This is a genomic window from Enterobacter cloacae complex sp. FDA-CDC-AR_0164 (assembly GCF_003071645.1).
In the GTDB taxonomy this organism is placed as follows: domain Bacteria; phylum Pseudomonadota; class Gammaproteobacteria; order Enterobacterales; family Enterobacteriaceae; genus Enterobacter; species Enterobacter ludwigii.
Map to the genome: position 1 here is coordinate 1,480,045 of NZ_CP028950.1, position 18,740 is coordinate 1,498,784.

The following is an 18,740-nucleotide window of genomic DNA, read 5'->3' on the forward strand; positions in this document are numbered from 1 at the left end:
GAGGCTGAAAACGATTCTGGAAAGCGGCTCGCAAAAGTAAACATGGATATTAAATTTGGCTTTAGTCCTGAATAACGCACGTGTAGTTTGCCTGCACAGTGATGCTGGAAGATATGCGAGAGGAAGGCGAGGATGTTGCAGTCAACCAGATACAGGCCGGGCAAACCAACGTTGCCCGGCACTGTGAGTGGGGATTACTCCCCTTCACCCGGGAACAGGAACGGGTTAATAGAGCTGCGGGCAAAGCCCTCTTGCTCCATTTTGGCGTCCAGAATCAGCGAGGCGAGATCGTCGGCGACGGCTTCGACTTTCGGGTCTTTTTCCTGATAAAGGATCTTCAGGTAGGTACCGCAGTCGCCGCAGCTTTCAGCTTTGACCGCCGCGTCTTCATTTTCCAGCGACCAGTAGTTGAGATCGCGCGTCTGCTCGCAGTTGCTGCATTTAATGCGCACCACGTGCCACTCGGTTTCACACAGGTTGCAGTGCAGATAACGCAGCCCTTGAGTGGTACCGATCTGCACCATGCTGGACACCGGCATTGAGCCGCATACCGGGCAGAATTGACGCGCTTCACCGTATTCGGCGCGGGCTTTACCCGGGATCAGGCTGGCCATTTGCGCCCAGTAAAGCGACAACGCCGCCCAGATGAACGGCGCTTTGTCGCTGCTGACCAGGGAGAAATCGGACGCAAACAGCGCGCTCGCCATCTCTTCCAGCTCCTGATCGGAGGCTTTTTCCAGATTCTCAATGACCGCCAGCGCGGTACCGCTCATCTCGGGTTTCAGCTCGGCAATCAGGGAGTGCAGCAGCGTATGCCAGTGCTTATCGCGCGGCAGAACGTGGATATCCAGCGGAGGCTTACCCTGCTCGCTGGCCTCTTTGATGCGCGCGGTCAGGTCAATTTGCAGCGGGTGGTCGTATAGCACCACTTCCTGCGCATGGGCAACCAGCGCGGCAAAACGCAGAAAATCGCCCAGTGGGTTGTTCTCTGCCAGCTCGCGCAGACGCTCTGCGCGGCGGTTATAGAGGTTCTTGAGTCTGGGGAATAACAACGGCGGAATATAATCCGCCGTGCGTTTCTCGCTCGAACCCAGCTCATCTTGCGGGATTATGCGAATACTCATTCAGATGACTTTTCCTGTTTCTGGCGGACCTCTCGGTACCAGCGCGGGTGATGTTTCTTCGCCCACGTACTGGTTACCCAGCCTTCCACCATCGCGGTAATGGTGCCTTTCACCCAGAGGGCGGCGTAAATATGCACCATGATAACCACAATTAACGCCACTGCGGCAAATGAATGCAGCATCAGCGCGAATCGGATCACCGGGATTGAGAAAGCAGGCGCAAAATACGGACGCCAGATGATCACGCCGCTCACCAGCAACAGGACCAGGAAGATAATCGCCGCCCAGAATACGCACTTCTGGCCGAAGTTATAACGCCCGGTATCACCCACTTCCTCGTTGACGACGATCTTACGAATATTCTTCGCCCAAAAGATATCATCCCGATTGATTAGGTTATGGTGCCAGTATCGGAAAAACATGATGATGAACGACGCGAACATGATGACGCCAACAAACGGGTGCAGTATACGCGCCAGCTGTGGTGTCCCCATGATCTGCATCAGCCAGTTGAAGGAGGGGAAGAAGAACCCCAGCCCGCTTATCGCCGCCAGCATGAAGCAGAAGGCGGTGACCCAGTGGTTGATGCGTTCCGGCGCGGTATAGCGCACGATGGTGTCACGTTTTTTCATTTGCGCACCTCGTCTTTCTCTTCATGCAGGTTGTCGTCTTCCTCTTCCGCGCGGTTCGGACCGACACCGACATAGTGGAAGATGCTCGCTGCGAAGGTGGCAGCAAAACCCACCGCTGCCAGTGGTTTCCAGATGCCTTTCCAGAACTTCACGGTCGCGCTGATTTCCGGGTTCTCCGGCAGGCCGTGATACAGATTCGGCTTGTCTGCGTGGTGCAGCACATACATCACGTGCGTGCCGCCCACGCCGGCCGGATCGTACAGGCCTGCGTTGTCGTAGCCACGGGTTTTCAGTTCGCCCACGCGTTCAGCCGCCAGCGTTTTCATATCCTCTTTGGAACCAAAGTGGATAGCGCCCGTCGGACAGGTTTTCACGCACGCAGGCTCCTGGCCGACGTTTACGCGGTCTACGCACAGCGTGCATTTGTAGACGCGGTTGTCTTCCGGGTTCATGCGAGGGACATCGAACGGGCAGCCCGCTATGCAGTAGCCGCAGCCAATGCACTGTTCGGACTGGAAGTCGACGATACCGTTAGCATACTGAATGATAGCCCCTTCTGACGGACATGCCTTCAGGCAGCCCGGATCCGCACAGTGCATACAGCCGTCTTTGCGGATAAGCCATTCCAGTTTGTCGTTCTGTTCCACTTCCGAGAAACGCATCACCGTCCAGGACTTGGCGGTCAGGTCAGCCGGGTTGTCGTACACCCCGACGTTGTGACCCACTTCATCACGGAGGTCGTTCCACTCAGAACAGGCCACCTGGCAGGCTTTACAGCCGATACAGGTGGTCACGTCGATAAGCTTCGCCACTTCCTGCTGGTGGTCCCGCGCCTGAGGCGCGGGCGTGAAACCGTTAGTCGCGGAACGACGGATAATGTCTTGAGATTGATAAGCCATAAGTCGTCTCCGTTACACCTTTTCCACGTTCACGAGGAAGGCCTTAAACTCCGGCGTCTGCGTGTTCGCATCACCGACGAACGGCGTCAGGGTGTTCGCAATGAACCCTTTCTTCGCCACGCCCTCATAACCCCAGTGAATCGGAATACCGATGGTATCCACCTGCTGACCGTGAACGTTCAGCGTGCGAATACGCTTGGTCACCACCGCCTTGGCCTTGATGTAGCCACGGTTAGAAGAGACCTTCACGGTATCGCCATGGGCAATGCCGAGCTTGTTCGCCAGCTTCTCGCCGATCTCCACAAACTGTTCCGGCTGCGCGATAGCGTTAAGCAGCGCGTGCTTGGTCCAGTAGTGGAAGTGTTCGGTCAGACGGTAAGTGGTGCCCACATACGGGAACTTGTCTTTTTTACCCAGCGCGTCGAAATCGCCCTTAAAGATGCGGGCTGCCGGGTTAGAGACCACGTTCGGGTGCAGCGGGTTGGTGCCCAGCGGCGTCTCAAACGGCTCGTAGTGTTCCGGGAATGGCCCTTCCGCCATCTTATCGATAGCAAACAGGCGTCCCATCCCTTCAGGCTGCATGATAAACGGCCCGACATCGCTGCCTGGAGGGGCAGTACTGTAGTCCGGAATATCCACACCGCCCCATTTCGCGCCGTCCCATTTCAGCAACTGACGCTTCGGATCCCACGGATTACCCTGCGGGTCAGCGGAAGCACGGTTGTAGAGAATGCGGCGGTTCAGCGGCCATGCCCAGGCCCAGCCCAGCGTATTGCCGAGGCCTGACGGGTCAGCATTATCGCGGTTGGCCATCTGGTTACCTTTCGGCGTCCAGCTACCGGCAAAGATCCAGCAGCCACTGGCGGTCGTGCCGTCATCACGCAGGTGCGCGAAGGTACTGAGCTGATCGCCTTTCTTCGCCAGCACCGTCCCGGTGGCCGGGTCGATAACATCTGCCAGCGCTTTACCGTTGCTCTCCATCGCCACTTCTTCCGGCGCTGGGTTTTCCGGCGTCGAGTAGTTCCAGGTCATGTTCAGCACCGGTTCCGGGTTCGCACCGCCTTCTGCCGCATACATCTTACGCAGGCGTAAGAAGATACCGGCCAGGATCTCGCCGTCGTTCATGGCGATGCCCGGGGCGTCCGCACCTTTCCAGTGCCACTGCAGCCAGCGGCCGGAGTTCACGATGGAACCGTTCTCTTCCGCGAAGCAGGTAGAAGGCAGACGGAACACTTCAGTCTGAATCTTCGATGGGTCAACGTCATTCGACTCACCGTGGTTCTGCCAGAAGGTCGACGTCTCGGTGTTGAGTGGGTCAATCGTCACCAGGAACTTCAGTTTCGACAGCGATTCAACCACCTTGTTCTTGTTCGGGAATGAGGCGACCGGGTTAAAGCCCTGGCACAGATAGCCATTCACCTTGCCCTGATGCATCATCTCGAAGTACTGCAGAACGTCGTAACCTTTGTCCCACTTCGGCAGCCAGTCAAAGCCCCAGCTGTTTTCCGCTGTCGCTTTGTCACCGAAGAAGGCTTTCATCATCGAGACGAAGAACTTCGGATAGTTGCCCCAGTAGTTCACCTGACCTTCGAGCAGTGGTTTAGGCGTGCTGGCTGTGAGGTAGGTTTGCAGGTCGGTCTGTTTTTCGCTTGGCAGGTTCATGTAACCTGGCAGGCTTTGAGACAGCAGACCAAGGTCGGTCAGACCCTGAATGTTGGAGTGACCACGCAGGGCGTTCACGCCGCCGCCAGCCATCCCCATGTTGCCGAGCAGCAGTTGAACCATCGCCATGGTACGGATGTTCTGCGCGCCGACAGAGTGTTGGGTCCAGCCGAGCGCGTAGAGGAACGACGCCGTTTTGTCTTTCGCGCTGGTTTCGGCGATAAGCTCGCACACCTTCAGGAAGTCTTCCTTTGGCGTACCACAGATGTTTTCAACAACGTCCGGCGTGTAGCGGGAGACGTGCTCTTTCAGCAGGTTCCACACGCAGCGCGGATGCTGCAGCGTCGTATCACGCTTCGCAAAGCCTTTCTCGTCCAGCTCATAGTTCCAGCTGGTCTTGTCGTATTTGCGTTTTTCGGCGTCATAACCGCTGAACAGTCCATCTTCGAAGTGGTAATCCTCACGCACGATCAGGCTGGCGTTGGTATAGGCTTCGGTGTATTCGCGGTTATATTTTTCGTTGGTCATCAGGTACAGCAATACGCCTGACAGGAAAGTGATGTCAGTACCTGAACGAATAGGGGTGTAGAAATCCGCCACTGACGCAGTACGCGTAAAGCGGGGATCGATCACAATCAGTTTCGCACCGTTGTGGATTTTGGCTTCCATCGCCCAGCGGAACCCGACAGGGTGCGCTTCAGCGGCGTTACCACCCATCACCACAATAAGGTTGGCGTTCTTGATGTCGACCCAGTGGTTGGTCATCGCACCGCGACCAAATGTTGGAGCAAGACTTGCTACCGTTGGTCCGTGTCAGACACGCGCCTGGTTGTCGACCGCGAGCATACCGAGTGCACGCGTAAATTTCTGGGTTAAATAGCCGGTTTCGTTACTGGAAGCAGAGGCACACAGCATCCCGGTGGAGAGCCAGCGGTTGACGGTGACGCCTTCAGCGTTCTTCGCAATAAAGTTGGCATCGCGGTCTTCTTTAATCAGTTTAGCGATGCGGTCAAATGCGTCTTCCCAGCTGATTTGCTGCCATTTATCGGAACCTGGCGCACGATATTCAGGGAATTTGAGGCGGCTTTCGGAGTGGATAAAGTCAACCAGGCCGGCACCTTTCGGGCACAGCGCGCCGCGGTTGACCGGATGGTCCGGGTCACCTTCGATATGGAAGATAGACGCTTTGGCGTTTTTAGCACCGTCGCCGAGGCTATACATCAACAGCCCGCAACCGACAGAGCAGTACGTACAGGTATTACGGGTTTCACGGGTGCGCAGCAGTTTATATTGCCGCGTCTCCGCCAGCGCTACACCGGGTGCAAAACCCAGTGCCGCCGCCGTGGTGCCTGCCATACCGCCAGCGCAGATCTTAAAGAACTGCCTTCTGCTGACCTGCATGGGTCACTCCTTGTTTCGACATTGCTTACATATGTAGTTTTGACTTCGCGGTTGAACGGTGACCGCAAAGGAGAAAAATTTGCGTTAATCCCTCAGTTCTACGAGGGATATCATCAGAATACCACAATGTCGGTACGCCTGTTCCAATGGCGTTAATACAAAGTGAACGTATTATCACTGTGTTGATTATAAAGTGTGACACGAGTCACATTATTGCCCCGGCATGTTAAAGGGCTGTATCACCGCCTCGGTTGCGCCTCTCCCAAATGAGTAGGTAAACTTGATGAGGATGGGTGCTGAAAAGTTGATCCATACTATGCGTATGGCCTGCGGTTTGTGATGCAATAGCAGGCTCACCTCCGTGGTTGTTCAGGAATACCGCTGTGTCTAAACAAAACCGTGTTACCCACTCGTCGCCACTGCCTGCCGGTATCGTGGAACTGTCGGTACACAGACCGCCCCACATTACCCACACCACGCCTGATTTTCTGGCGGAGGAAGTGCCCGTTGCTCTGGTTTACAACGGTATTTCCCATGTGGTGATGATGGCCTCGCCGAAAGATCTGGAGCTGTTCGCGATTGGTTTTTCCCTCTCGGAAGGCATCATTGAGCACCCGCAAGAAATTTACGGTATGGATGTGGTGAAGGCCTGCAACGGCCTTGAAGTGCAAATCGAACTCTCAAGCCGCCGCTTTATGGGGCTCAAAGAGCGGCGACGCGCGCTGGCCGGGCGTACCGGATGTGGGGTTTGCGGGGTAGAGCAGCTCAATGATATCGGTAAGCCTGTCGCACCTCTGCCGTTTACCCAGACCTTCAATCTGGCCCATCTCGACCATGCCCTTGAACATCTGAATGACGTGCAACCTGTCGGCCAGCTGAGCGGATGCACGCATGCGGCGGCATGGGTTCTGCCATCGGGCGATATTGCCGGGGGGCATGAGGATGTCGGCCGCCATGTGGCGCTGGATAAACTGATGGGCCGCCGGGCGCGCGAAAGCGAACTCTGGCAGCAGGGGGCGGCACTGGTCTCCAGCCGCGCCAGCTACGAGATGGTGCAAAAGTCGGCGATGTGCGGCGTTGAAATCCTTTTTGCCGTATCGGCCGCGACCACGCTGGCGGTGGAAGTGGCGGAGCGCTGTAACCTGACGCTGGTGGGGTTCTGTAAGCCGGGAAGGGCGACGATTTATACCCATCCGCAGCGATTAATAGTTGATCAGTAAATTTGAAAAAGAATAGCAAATCCTTCCGCTTTTAGTTGTTCATGATGAGGTCTACTATTTATCTCATCAAGGCACGGTGCCTTAAACAAACAACTAATTGAAAGGGTTTATATCATGAAAAGCATCAAAACTTTTGTCGCAGTAATCGCTCTGGCTACATCTTTCGGTTCTTTCGCTGCACAGACTGTGACCGCAACCGCCTCTACCATTGATGGCGCAGAAGCGAAAATTGCTGCACAGGCTCAGGAAGCGGGCGCGTCATCTTACAAAATTACGCAGGCGTTTACCGGTAACCGCGTACACATGACCGCTGAACTGAACAAATAAGCTGCCACACCGTCGAAAGAGCGCCCCCGGGGCGCTTTTTTTATTGGATACCCGCCAGGCGCAGCAATGCAGTCACGACCGCTGCCGCCACGATCACCACAATTAATGGCATTTTTCGCCATGCCAGAAATACTGCAAACGCCACGCCCAGTACGCGCGCCATACCGGCAAAATGCTCACCTTCATAGAAAGTGGTCGCCAGCGCGACGGAAAACAGCAAAACCGTTGCCGCATCTGAAAGCAGAGCCTGAGAGCGGTCTGACAGCGCCAGTCGGTTGCCGAGTTTTGCCCCGCCGAGACGCATTAAATAGGTTCCCACAGAAAGAAGGGCGATACCGAGAATAAAGACCGTCATATTCCCCATTATTTTTTCCTCGCAGCAAGACCCAGTAAAGAGAGCAGAACCGGTAAACCCACCGGGGCAAACGGCACGGCGGCCAGTGACAATGCAGCACCGCTGCAGGCGCGGATCAGGGTGGTGCGATTTTTAAAAGCCGGCACCACTAACGCCAGTAAAATCGCCGGGAATACCGCATCCAGCCCGATGGTTTCAAGGTCCGGCAACAGTTTGCCAACTATGGTGCCCAGCAATGTACCCAGCGGCCAGACGATCGCCACGCCTAAACCGCATAACCAGTATGCCGCCTTACGCTGTTCGGGCGTTTTTTGCGACAACCCGAACACCACGCTTTCGTCGTTCATAATGTGGCAACCCAGAAAACTCAGGCCACGTTTACCCACCAGTTCACGCACCGTCACTCCAAACGGTACATGACGTGCATTAACCAGTAATCCGGCAGCTGCCGCCGCCAGAGGGTTACCGCCGCTTGCCACAATGCCGATGAACATAAATTCAGAGGCACCTGCCAGCACGGTAATAGAGAGTAAAAACGGGACCCAGACCGGGAAACCGTAGGCCATTGCCAGCGAGCCATAGGACATCCCGACGACGCCTACCGCGAGACACACCAGGATGATTGCTTTTATCGTGTCGCCTTTCAGGGTGGAGAGAGGATGCTTCATACTATTTTAGCCATATCGAACGTATTTCCATTATAATGAACGCATCAGAGCCGTTTTTCAAGACGAACGATTCGTTCGATTTATAGAACAAAGGGGCCGTTTTTATGACGCAGCCAATCAGCGTGATCGCTAAAAGTCTGGTGCGAGAACGCCTGCGAACCGGACTTTCACTGGCGGAAATCGCGCGCCGTGCCGGGATCGCTAAATCCACGCTGTCGCAGCTGGAATCCGGCAACGGGAATCCCAGCCTGGAGACGCTCTGGTCACTCTGTGTGGCGCTGGACATTCCTTTTGCCCGTTTGCTTGAACCGCAGCAGCCGACCACTCAGGTGATCCGCCGTGGAGAAGGAACGAAGGTGGTTGCCGGACAGGCCAATTATGAAGCCATTTTGCTGGCGGCGTGCCCGCCGGGCGCGCGTCGTGACATCTACCTGTTACTCACCCAGCCGGGTGCCGACCGCATTTCTCAGCCACATCCGGCAGGCTCAGTGGAGCATATTATTGTGACGCAGGGTAGAGCGCTGGTTGGTCTGATCGACGCGGCGGAAGAGCTTGGCCCGGGGGATTACATTTGCTATCCCGCTGACCAGCCGCATATCTTTAAGGCCCTGGAGCCGGATACGCACGCGCTTCTGGTGGCTGAACAAAATTAACGCAGATACGGAAAATCATGTCGCTTAAAGCCATTGCCAAAGAACTGGGGCTGTCTGTTACCACCGTCAGCCGCGCCCTTAACGGGTATGACGATGTCTCCCGCGAGACGCGCGCCCGCGTCGAAGCGGAGGCTCAGCGCCGTGGCTACCGGCCAAACACCTTCGCGCGTCGCCTGAAGATGGGCAAAATCGACGCCGTGGGTCTGGTTTTTCCGGTGCATCCTGTTCCGCTCAATAACAGCGTCTTTATGGACATGGTCGGCGAAATTAGCCACGAACTGGCGCGACATGAAATCGATCTCCTGCTGATTGCCGATGACGATCTGGCGGACAAGCACAGCTATATGCGTATGGTGCAAAGTCGTCGCGTGGATGCGCTGATTGTGGCGCACACGCTGGATCATGACCCGCGGCTGGAACAGCTTCAGGCCGCCGGTTTTCCCTTTCTCGCGCTCGGGCGCAGCCAGCTGCCGCAGCCCTATGCGTGGTTTGATTTTGACAACTATGCCGGCACGTACAATGCCACCCGCTGGCTGATTGAAAAGGGACATCGCCGCATCGCTTTGCTGGGTGAAAGCAACAATCAGGCCTTCATCACCCAGCGCCGCCAGGGTTATCTGGATGCGCTACGCGAAGCCGGGTTATCCAGCGAATGGCTGCGCGCCATGCCGCCTTCGCGCCGCGTGGGTTACGCCACGACGAATGAACTTCTCTCGCTGCCGCAGCCCCCCACGGCCATCATTACCGACTGCAACACTCACGGCGACGGCGCGGCCATGGCGCTGGCGCAGCGGGGTCTTCTCTGCGGTGAAAACGCCGTTTCGCTGGTGGTTTACGACGGCTTACCGCAGGACAGCATTGTCGATGTTGATGTGGCGGCGGTTATTCAGTCCACCCGCCAGGGCGTCGGGAAACAGATCGCTGACATGGTGCGTCAGTTGATTAACGGCGACGATATCGCTCAGCTACAGGTGCTCTGGCAGCCAGAGTTCTTCCCGGGCCAGACGGCCTAAACACAGCAAAATTCCAAAGCCGATCACAGATCCGAAACGTTTTGGTTTGTATCCGAAACGTTTCGGATCAACACTCAGATCATCCCGATGACAGGAGAGGTCTGATGCACGATTCCATTTTTCGACTCGAAAGTAAGGCGGTTGACCTGGTGATCACCACGCACCCGTTCGCCGAAATTCTCTACTGGGGGCCGCACCTTAACCACTTTTCACCGCAAGATGTGGTAAGTCTTGCTCGTCCGGTGGCGAACGGCAGGCTCGACGTTGACGCCCCGGTGACGCTGATGGCGGAGCTGGGACACGGTCTGTTTGGTTCGCCCGGTATTGAAGGGCACCGCCAGGGGCTGGACGGGTCGCCTGTCTTTAAAACTACCCATGTGCAGCACCAGGGGCAAACCCTGACGTTAACGGCGGAAGATGAACATGCCGGGTTGCGTCTGACCAGCGAGCTGGCACTTGATGCAAGCGGGGTTCTGGTGGTGCGTCACGGTTTAACTAACCTGCGGGCGCAGGCGTGGCAGGTTGATCGTTTCGCCGTGACGCTACCGGTCGCCGAACGCGCGCAGGACGTGATGGCGTTCCACGGACGCTGGATCCGTGAGTTCCAGCCGCATCGCGTGAAGCTTGAACACGACAGCGTTGTGATTGAAAACCGCCGCGGCAGGACCTCTCACGAACACTTCCCGGCGCTGATCGCCGGTACGTCCTCATTTAACGAAATGCACGGCGACGTCTGGGGCGTGCATCTGGGCTGGAGCGGCAACCACCGCCTGCGTGCGGAAGTCAAAACCGACGGACGCCGCTATCTGCAGGCCGAAGCCCTCTACCTGCCGGGAGAAATGGCGATTGAAGAGGGGGAAACGCTCTGGACACCGCGCCTGTATGCGAGCTACTCCGCACGGGGTCTGAACGGCATGAGCCAGTCGTTCCACCGGTATCTGCGCGAGAACGTTATCCGCTTCCCTGAAAACAAACCGCGCCCGGTACATCTCAATACCTGGGAGGGGATCTACTTCAGCCATGACCCGGCGTACATCATGCGCATGGCCGATGAGGCTGCGGCGCTGGGCGTAGAGCGTTTTATCATCGACGACGGCTGGTTCAAAGGCCGTAACGATGACCACGCGGCGCTGGGTGACTGGTACCTGGACGAGAAAAAATACCCGGACGGGCTGACGCCGGTGATTAACCATGTGAAAAAGCGCGGCATGGAATTTGGTATCTGGATTGAGCCGGAGATGATTAACCCGGACTCGGATCTGTATCGTGCCCATCCCGACTGGATTCTGGCGCTGCCGGGCTACACCCAGGCAACGGGCCGTCATCAACTGGTGCTCAACCTGAATATTCCGCAGGCTTTTGAATATCTGGTCGAGCGCATGAGCTGGCTGCTGGGCGAACATGCCATCGACTACGTTAAGTGGGATATGAACCGCGAACTGGTACAGCCCGGGCACCACGGCAAAGCCGCCGCGGATGCGCAGACGCGGCAGTTTTATCGTCTGTTAGACGTGCTGGGCGAGCGTTTCCCGCACATTGAATTTGAGTCCTGCTCCTCGGGCGGTGGGCGTATCGATTATGAAGTCCTGACCCGCAGTCACCGCTTCTGGGCCTCTGACAACAACGACGCGCTGGAGCGCAATACCATCCAGCGTGGCATGAGCTACTTCTTCCCGCCGGAAGTGATGGGCGCGCATATCGGTCATCATAAATGTCACGCCACCTTCCGCCAGCACAGCATTGCTTTCCGCGGCCTGACGGCACTGTTTGGCCACATGGGACTGGAGCTTGATCCGCTCACCGTCGATGCTCAGGAGCGTGAAGGCTATCGCCATTACGCCGCGCTGCACAAGCAGTGGCGGGAAGTCATCCATCACGGTACCCAGTGGCGCGTGGATATGCCGGATGCCAGCACGCTGGCGCAGGGTATAGTGAGCGAAGACAAAACGCAGGGGTTGTTTATGGTCAGCCAACTGGCCATGCCGGATTACACGCTCATGATGCCGCTGCGCATGCCGGGGCTCGACGCGCAGGCGCAGTACCGCATCACGCTGCTCGATCACCCCAACATTCGACTCACCGGTGAGGGCGGGCACACCATGCGCAAGCTGCCGGCGTGGATGGAAACGTCCCAGACGGCCAGCGGTGAGTGGCTGATGCAGGCGGGGATCGCACTGCCGATTCTGGACCCGGAAACCGCCATTCTGATTGGCGTTGAACGCGTGTAAGGGTGATGGGCCGGGAGACTGGCCCTCCGTTGAGGATAAAAATAATGAACACAACAACCTGTACCCACAAAGACAACCCTAACTTCTGGATCTTCGGGCTGTTCTTCTTTCTCTACTTCTTCATTATGGCCACCTGCTTTCCGTTTCTGCCGATCTGGCTGTCGGATGTCATTGGCCTGAACAAAACCCATACCGGGATCGTATTCTCCTGTATCTCGCTTTCGGCCATCGCCTTCCAGCCCGTGCTTGGGGTCATTTCGGATAAGCTGGGGCTGAAAAAACACCTGCTGTGGATTATCACGGTGCTGCTGTTTCTGTTCGCGCCGTTCTTCCTGTATGTCTTTGCGCCACTGCTGAAAAGCAGTATCTGGCTGGGGGCATTGAGCGGTGGTCTGTATATCGGTTTTGTCTTCTCCGCAGGTTCAGGCGCGATTGAGGCCTACATCGAACGCGTGAGCCGTAACAGCGTGTTTGAATACGGCAAGGCGCGCATGTTCGGCTGTCTCGGCTGGGGGCTGTGCGCTTCAACGGGCGGTATTCTGTTTGGCATCGACCCGTCGTATGTCTTCTGGATGGGATCAGCGGCTGCGCTGCTGCTGATGCTGTTGCTGGTGGTTGCGAAACCGAAGCCAAACCAGACTGCGCAGGTGATGAATGCGCTGGGGGCTAACCAGCCGCAGATCACCGCCAGGACGGTCTTTAACCTGTTCCGTCAGCGCAGAATGTGGATGTTCATTCTGTACGTCATCGGTGTGGCCTGCGTGTATGACGTTTTTGACCAGCAGTTTGCCACCTTCTTTAAAACCTTCTTCGCAACGCCGCAGGAGGGAACGCGAGCCTTTGGTTTTGCCACCACGGCGGGGGAAATTTGCAACGCGATCATCATGTTCTGCTCGCCGTGGATCATCAACCGTATCGGCGCGAAGAATACGCTGCTGATTGCCGGGCTGATTATGGCGACGCGCATTATCGGCTCGTCGTTCGCCACCACCGCGGTGGAGGTCATTGCCCTGAAGATGCTGCACGCGCTGGAGGTTCCGTTCCTGCTGGTGGGGGCGTTCAAATACATCACTGGCGTGTTCGATACCCGTCTGTCGGCCACTATCTATCTGATTGGCTTCCAGTTTGCCAAACAGTCGGCGGCGATTTTCCTCTCTGCTTTTGCCGGGAATATGTATGACCGGATCGGTTTCCAGGAGACCTACCTGATGCTGGGGTGTTTTGTACTGGCGATTACGGTGGTCTCGGCCTTTACGCTGAGCAGTAAGCAGGAGATTGCGGCGCGCCGCGCTGCGGTGGAGGCAAACTAACGCAGGACGCTGCCGCGGATGCGGCAGCATTAACGCTTAGGGCAGGTAAAACACCGCTTTCAGTTCGGCACTCACGGGGCTGTTGTCGGGGTTCGAGGGCATTACCTCACCCATGTATTTCCACCAGCGCTGACAAACGTCGGTCGTTGCCACCGCGTTCCAGCGCGCTTCCGATTCAATTTCAACGCTCGCAAACAGCAGGTTACGCGCCTCATCGAGATAGATAGCGTAGTGGTGCGCACCGTGGTCTTTTAATACCGCCTCCAGCTCTGGCCAGATGGGGTTATGGCGACGCGCGTACTCGTCGTGCGCGTCAGGGTTCACCTGCATCACAAATGCTTTGCGGATCATCATGCCTCCAGCCGCTTTCGCGGGCCGCTATGGGTACAAATCCAGTGCCGACAGCATCGGCGTGACGCCAAAGCGTTTACCGAGTGCAATCAGCTCTTCCCGGGTGATGGTCTGCTTCATGCCGCCCATCGACAGGACCTTCACCAGCACCTCGGCGGACTTCTCGGCGGTATCAATCAGACCAAACGTTTCGTCGAGCGTCGGCCCGCTGCCGAATACCCCGTGGAACGGCCACAGCACCAGGGAGTGGGACTGCATTTCGATGGCGGTGGCCTGGCCGATTTCGTCGGTACCCGGCACCATCCACGGCAGAATGCCGACCCCGTCAGGGAAGACCACCAGACATTCGGTGCTGCCTTCCCACAGCTTTCGCGTGAGGTAATCGCTACTGTTTTCCAGCACGTAGGTCAGGGCTATCAGGTTAGTGGCGTGACAGTGCATGATCACCCGGTCTTTGCCGTGGGTTGCCTTGATACGCTCACAGTGAGAGAGGAAGTGCGCCGGGAGTTCAGACGTGGGCACTGCATCGTCCGTCAGCCCCCAGAGGATGTGATAGCCTGCGCCGTCGCTGTCCACTCTCACCACCCCGAGGTTGGCCTGCGGGTCGAGCTGCACGTTACGGAAGAATTTACCGGAACCGGTGACGATAAACGGCGTACTGGCGAGCTGCGGCATTGGCTGGCTCAGGGCGATATAGCGCGGCTTCTGATGGAACTCGGCGGCGAACGGTTCAATGTCGGCATCATCCAGGCGCAGCGTCAGGTTACCGCCATTGCGCTCGTCCCAGCCTTTCAGCCAGGCGTCGGAGGTGGCTTTAATCATGCCCTGGACGAACCAGGCGTTAGTGATGGTCTGCATAGTGTTTCATTTCCCGTGATCGTGGTGAGCGTTTCCCTCACCCCGCCCTCTCCCACAGGGAGAGGGGGTAAAAGTGGCCTCTTCTACAGAAAGAGGGTGAGGGCATATTTATCCGCGCTGACTCAGCACGTCTTTCTCATACATCCGCACGTTATCCAGCCACTGACTGCCCGCTGGGGTGTCGTTACGCTGGCAGTACATCTCCCACACCGCCTGCCACGGCAGGGTTTTCTGCTCTTCCAGCAGCACCAGGCGCGCGGTGTAATCGCCGTTCTCTTCCAGCTGCTTCAGGGCGCTGGTGGGCTCCAGCAGCGCACGCAGCAGGGCTTTTTTCATGTTGCGGGTGCCAATCACCCAGGCCGCGATGCGGTTGATGGAGGCGTCAAAGAAGTCGAGGCCAATGTGCACGCGGTCAAACAGATCGTGGCGAATGATTTCGCTGGCAATGGCCTGGGTTTCGTCATCCAGCAGCACCACATGGTCGCTGTCCCAGCGTACGGGACGGCTCACGTGCAGCAGCAGGCGGGGTACGTAGAGCATGGCGGCGGAGATTTTGTCGGAGATCACCTCCGTCGGGTGGAAGTGGCCGGCATCCAGGCACAGCGCGGTCTGGCGGCTGGTGGCGTAACCCATGTAAAACTCGTTCGAGCCAACGGTGTAACTTTCCGCACCAATACCGAACAGCTTGCTCTCTACGGCGTCGATGTGGTGCGCCGGGTTCAGTTTTTCGCTGATGGCTTCATCCAGCGCCGCCAGCAGGCGCTGACGCGGGGCCAGACGGTCAACGGTGATGTCTTTCATGCCGTCCGGGATCCAGATGTTCATCACCGACGGCGTGCCGAGCTGCTCGCCAAAGTACGCGGAGACGCGGCGGCTGGCTTTTACGTGGTCAATCCAGAACTGGCGGATATCGTCGTTCGCGTGGGCAAGGGTAAAACCGTCGGCGCTCAACGGGTGCGAGAAGCAGGATGGGTTGAAATCCAGGCCCAGCTGGTTGGCTTTCGCCCACGCCACCCAGTTTTTAAAATGCGCAGGTTTGATCTCGTTACGCGCGACCGGCGTGTCAGATTCCAGATAGATAGCATGCAGGTTCAGCCGCTTAGGCCCCGGGATCAGGCTCAGCGCCAGCTCCAGGTCGGCGCGCAGTTCGGTGGCGTTACGCGCTTTGCCCGGATAGTTGCCGGTGGCCTGAATGCCCCCCGTCAGCGAGCCGCCCGGGTTCTCGAAACCGGCAACGTCGTCGCCCTGCCAGCAGTGCATGGAGACCGGCAGACGATCGAGCTGGCGCAGCGCCTCATCGACATCCACGCCGACGGCGGCGTAACGCTGTTTAGCCAGGTCCCAGGCTTGTTCAAGTTGAGTGGTCATGCGCAAAGCTCCTTAGTCAGTCGGTTTTGCTGAAACTGCGCCCGATAGCGGGCAATTTCATGGCAGGGATTGGGAATGAACGTGGTCAGCGTGGCGTTCGCCGACACCACCGTGCGGAAATCGTCCACGCTGGCGAGTTCGTCCAGGGTCATGAGCTGAATGCCAATATTGCCGAGCGTCGACGCTTCAATCGGGCCCGCCACCACGGTGATCCCGCAGGCATCGGCGCAGAGCTGGTTCAGAAGCTGGTTCTGGCAGCCGCCGCCGACAATATGCAGCTGAGTGAACGGCCGGCCACGAAGGTCGGCCAGCTCGCTCAGGATCTCGGCATACAGCAGGGCGAGGCTGTCGAAAATACAGCGTGCCAGCTCTGCCGGTTTCGATGGCACGGGCTGCCCGGCGTCGACGCAGGCGGCCTGGATTTCGGCGCTCATGTCCGCCGGGTTGATAAAGCGGTCATCATTGGGATTGATCAGGAAACTGCAGGCTTTCAGTCTTTCCGTGTCGGCAATAAGCGCGGGCAGGTCGGTAATGTTCTGCTCTTTAAGCACGCGCTGGAGCAGCCACAGACCCATGATGTTCTTCAGCACGCGGTAGCGCCCTTCGGCACCGCCTTCGTTGGTGATGTTCGCGGCCAGCGCGGCATCGCTGGTGTAGGGGGTTTTGCTCTCAAAGCCCATCAGCGACCAGGTCCCGGAAGAGAGGTAGGCCGCGTCGTTACCGGCAAGCGGTGACGCAATGACGGCGCTGGCGGTATCGTGACTCGCAACCGCCACCACCGGGATCGCATTACCCTGCGGGCACATCCATTGCCCGATCACATTGCCAGGATGCGTCGGCGTACCGAACCAGGAGGGTGAAGCCCCGGTCCAGGCCAGCAGGTGTTCATCCCAGTTATCGGAGTTGATGTTCACCAGTTGCGTGGTGGTGGCGTTGGTGTATTCCCAGTTCATGTTGCCGGTCAGGCGGTAGCTGAAGTAGTCCGGGATCAGCAGTGCATGCGCCACGCGGGGAACCAGCGCCGGCTGCTGTTCGACCAGCGCGCGCAGTTGATAGAGGGTATTGAATGGCAGGAACTGAATGCCGCTGCGGCCATAAATATTCTCTTTGCCAAGCCCGGCAATCGCACGCGCCATCAGGCCGTCGGTGCGGCTGTCGCGATAGGCTATCGGCAAACCAACGCGTTCACCGTTGCTGTCCAGCAGTACGTAATCGACGCCCCAGGTATCGATGCCGATACTGTCGATACGGATCCCCGCATCGCAGACCTTCTGCAGTCCGGTGCGGATCGCTGCCTCAAGGCTGTCGATATCCCATACCTCACAGCCGTCCTGCTTTTGCAGGCAGTTAACAAAGCGGTGCATCTCGCGAAGCGAAAGCGTCTGCCGCTTGCCGTCATAAGTGGCCAGCATTACACGGCCGCTGGATGCGCCGAGATCGACAGCCACGCAATGGCGAAAAGTCATGGTTGTGTCCTTCTTAAAGTCATTAGCGGTGAGTGTAAAAAAAGGAACCCATCACCACCTTCTCGCCAGTGACAGCGGTTTTCCGGGGCTGGCAAGAAAGCAAAGGTGAACGTGAGGGAGTTCACAGTTTCCAGGCGTGACGGGGTTTGCAGGCAGTGTGACGCTTACCGCATTTCCTGATCTTTCAGCCTGTTTCTTGAAAAACGGACAGTTTTTGCGAGGTTTACGGTCGAAAATTTAAGGTGAGGGGACGGGGCCTTAATTACTATTTTGAGAACATTTCTCATTGGTGGGGGCCGTTATGACCGTACTGCACAGCGTGGATTTTTTTCCTTCGGGTGGGTCGTCTGTCGCGATTGAACCGCGACTCCCTCAGGTGGCGTTTCCTGAGCATCATCATGATTTTCACGAAATTGTGATTGTTGAACACGGAACGGGGATCCATGTGTTTAACGGCCAGCCGTATACCATCAGTGGTGGGACGGTCTGCTTTGTGCGCGATCATGACCGGCACTTATATGAACATACCGACAACCTGTGCCTGACTAACGTGCTCTACCGTTCGCCCGATGCGTTCCAGTTCCTGTCCGGGCTGAACCATCTCCTGCCGCAGGAGAAGGACGGCATCTATCCTTCGCACTGGCGGGTGAATCAGTCCACGCTGCAGCAGGTGCGTCAGCTGGTGAGCCAGATGGAACAGCGCGACGAGGGACAGGAGACCCACGTCATCGCCACGCGTGAGCTGTTGTTTATGCAGCTGCTGGTGCTGCTGCGCCGCAGTAGCATGGTGGCCGGGCTGGAGAATAACGATGCGCGTTTGACTCAACTGATGGCCTGGCTGGAGTACCATTTCGCCGAGGATGTCTGCTGGGAAACGCTGGCGGATGATTTTTCGCTGTCGCTCCGGACCTTGCATCGTCAGCTGAAGCAACAAACCGGACTGACGCCCCAGCGCTATCTGAACCGTCTGCGCCTGATTAAAGCGCGCCATCTGCTGCGTCATACCGATGAGAGCGTCACGGATATCGCCTATCGTTGCGGCTTCGGCGACAGTAACCACTTTTCGACCCTGTTTCGCCGGGAATTTAGCTGGTCACCGCGCGATATTCGCCAGGGAAAGGACGCGTCACTGCAGTAACGCGAGGGTTGTCACCGTTTCCCGTGGGCAAAAACGCTAATAATGTCAGGTTATTTGCTGTCGAGGT

At 57.3% G+C, this 18,740-nt stretch carries 17 protein-coding genes; 7 read left to right on the forward strand and 10 right to left on the reverse strand.

The genetic code is table 11. From position 1 onward, the window contains the following. Nucleotides 1-194 precede the first annotated feature (194 nt). Genes fdhE through fdnG form a run of 4 tightly spaced genes read right to left on the reverse strand, consistent with a single transcriptional unit; the run spans nucleotide 195 to nucleotide 5,718 of the window. Entirely contained in the window at nucleotides 195-1,124 is a 930-nt protein-coding gene (gene fdhE, locus AM410_RS07210) for a formate dehydrogenase accessory protein FdhE (protein WP_014172233.1), read from the reverse strand. Beyond that, nucleotides 1,121-1,756, reverse strand: coding sequence for a formate dehydrogenase cytochrome b556 subunit (gene fdoI, locus AM410_RS07215; RefSeq protein WP_014172232.1), 636 nt, complete (start codon nucleotides 1,754-1,756; stop codon nucleotides 1,121-1,123). Before fdoI ends, fdhE begins: the two co-directional genes overlap by 4 nt. After that, a complete protein-coding gene (fdxH, locus tag AM410_RS07220; RefSeq protein WP_014172231.1) occupies nucleotides 1,753-2,655 on the reverse strand; it encodes a formate dehydrogenase subunit beta in 903 nt (300 codons plus the stop codon). Before fdxH ends, fdoI begins: the two co-directional genes overlap by 4 nt. Nucleotides 2,656-2,667: 12 nt before the next feature. Beyond that, nucleotides 2,668-5,718 (reverse strand): formate dehydrogenase-N subunit alpha, encoded by a 3,051-nt coding sequence (gene fdnG, locus AM410_RS07225; RefSeq protein ID WP_088202997.1) that lies wholly within the window; start codon nucleotides 5,716-5,718, stop codon nucleotides 2,668-2,670. Nucleotides 5,719-6,101: 383 nt separating this feature from the next. Here fdnG and fdhD point away from each other — a divergent pair, with 383 nt between their 5' ends. Next, nucleotides 6,102-6,938: a formate dehydrogenase accessory sulfurtransferase FdhD gene (fdhD, locus tag AM410_RS07230; RefSeq protein WP_108647670.1), complete on the forward strand. Its 837-nt coding sequence runs from the start codon at nucleotides 6,102-6,104 to the stop codon at nucleotides 6,936-6,938. Between the two features lie 114 nt (nucleotides 6,939-7,052). Then, entirely contained in the window at nucleotides 7,053-7,265 is a 213-nt protein-coding gene (locus tag AM410_RS07235) for a DUF1471 domain-containing protein (protein WP_008501827.1), read from the forward strand. 40 nt (nucleotides 7,266-7,305) lie between these two features. Here the strand turns inward: AM410_RS07235 and AM410_RS07240 are convergent, their stop codons facing one another. Both AM410_RS07240 and AM410_RS07245 read right to left on the reverse strand, forming a co-directional pair. After that, entirely contained in the window at nucleotides 7,306-7,629 is a 324-nt protein-coding gene (locus AM410_RS07240) for an AzlD domain-containing protein (protein WP_020883971.1), read from the reverse strand. Continuing rightward, entirely contained in the window at nucleotides 7,629-8,288 is a 660-nt protein-coding gene (locus AM410_RS07245) for an AzlC family ABC transporter permease (protein WP_108647671.1), read from the reverse strand. The genes AM410_RS07240 and AM410_RS07245 overlap by 1 nt, the downstream gene beginning before the upstream one ends. A gap of 104 nt (nucleotides 8,289-8,392) precedes the next feature. Here AM410_RS07245 and AM410_RS07250 point away from each other — a divergent pair, with 104 nt between their 5' ends. The 4 genes from AM410_RS07250 (at nucleotide 8,393) to AM410_RS07265 (ending at nucleotide 13,492) form a co-directional block, all read left to right on the forward strand. Then, nucleotides 8,393-8,941, forward strand: coding sequence for a helix-turn-helix domain-containing protein (locus AM410_RS07250; protein WP_014172225.1), 549 nt, complete (start codon nucleotides 8,393-8,395; stop codon nucleotides 8,939-8,941). A gap of 17 nt (nucleotides 8,942-8,958) precedes the next feature. Continuing rightward, entirely contained in the window at nucleotides 8,959-9,954 is a 996-nt protein-coding gene (locus tag AM410_RS07255) for a substrate-binding domain-containing protein (protein WP_014172224.1), read from the forward strand. A gap of 104 nt (nucleotides 9,955-10,058) precedes the next feature. Next, nucleotides 10,059-12,182 carry an alpha-galactosidase gene (locus AM410_RS07260; RefSeq protein ID WP_073397760.1) on the forward strand — a complete coding sequence of 708 codons (2,124 nt, stop codon included), beginning with the start codon at nucleotides 10,059-10,061 and terminating at the stop codon, nucleotides 12,180-12,182. Nucleotides 12,183-12,226: 44 nt separating this feature from the next. Continuing rightward, complete coding sequence (locus AM410_RS07265; RefSeq protein WP_032680067.1) at nucleotides 12,227-13,492, forward strand: MFS transporter; 1,266 nt, start codon at nucleotides 12,227-12,229, stop codon at nucleotides 13,490-13,492. Between the two features lie 36 nt (nucleotides 13,493-13,528). Here AM410_RS07265 and rhaM read toward each other — a convergent pair whose 3' ends face one another. The 4 genes from rhaM to rhaB all read right to left on the reverse strand — a co-directional run bounded on the left by rhaM (nucleotide 13,529) and on the right by rhaB (nucleotide 17,535). Beyond that, on the reverse strand, nucleotides 13,529-13,843 hold the full coding sequence (gene rhaM, locus AM410_RS07270; protein ID WP_073397762.1) for an L-rhamnose mutarotase: 315 nt from the start codon (nucleotides 13,841-13,843) through the stop codon (nucleotides 13,529-13,531). Nucleotides 13,844-13,870: 27 nt separating this feature from the next. Next, nucleotides 13,871-14,701 carry a rhamnulose-1-phosphate aldolase gene (gene rhaD / locus AM410_RS07275; protein WP_047356014.1) on the reverse strand — a complete coding sequence of 277 codons (831 nt, stop codon included), beginning with the start codon at nucleotides 14,699-14,701 and terminating at the stop codon, nucleotides 13,871-13,873. A 108-nt stretch (nucleotides 14,702-14,809) separates the two neighbouring features. Continuing rightward, complete coding sequence (rhaA, locus tag AM410_RS07280) at nucleotides 14,810-16,069, reverse strand: L-rhamnose isomerase (protein WP_020883965.1); 1,260 nt, start codon at nucleotides 16,067-16,069, stop codon at nucleotides 14,810-14,812. Beyond that, nucleotides 16,066-17,535 carry a rhamnulokinase gene (rhaB, locus tag AM410_RS07285; protein WP_020883964.1) on the reverse strand — a complete coding sequence of 490 codons (1,470 nt, stop codon included), beginning with the start codon at nucleotides 17,533-17,535 and terminating at the stop codon, nucleotides 16,066-16,068. Before rhaB ends, rhaA begins: the two co-directional genes overlap by 4 nt. A 301-nt stretch (nucleotides 17,536-17,836) precedes the next feature. On the opposite strand from rhaB, the gene rhaS reads away from it, so the two are divergent. Continuing rightward, nucleotides 17,837-18,673 carry an HTH-type transcriptional activator RhaS gene (rhaS, locus tag AM410_RS07295; protein ID WP_108647673.1) on the forward strand — a complete coding sequence of 279 codons (837 nt, stop codon included), beginning with the start codon at nucleotides 17,837-17,839 and terminating at the stop codon, nucleotides 18,671-18,673. Nucleotides 18,674-18,740 lie beyond the last annotated feature (67 nt).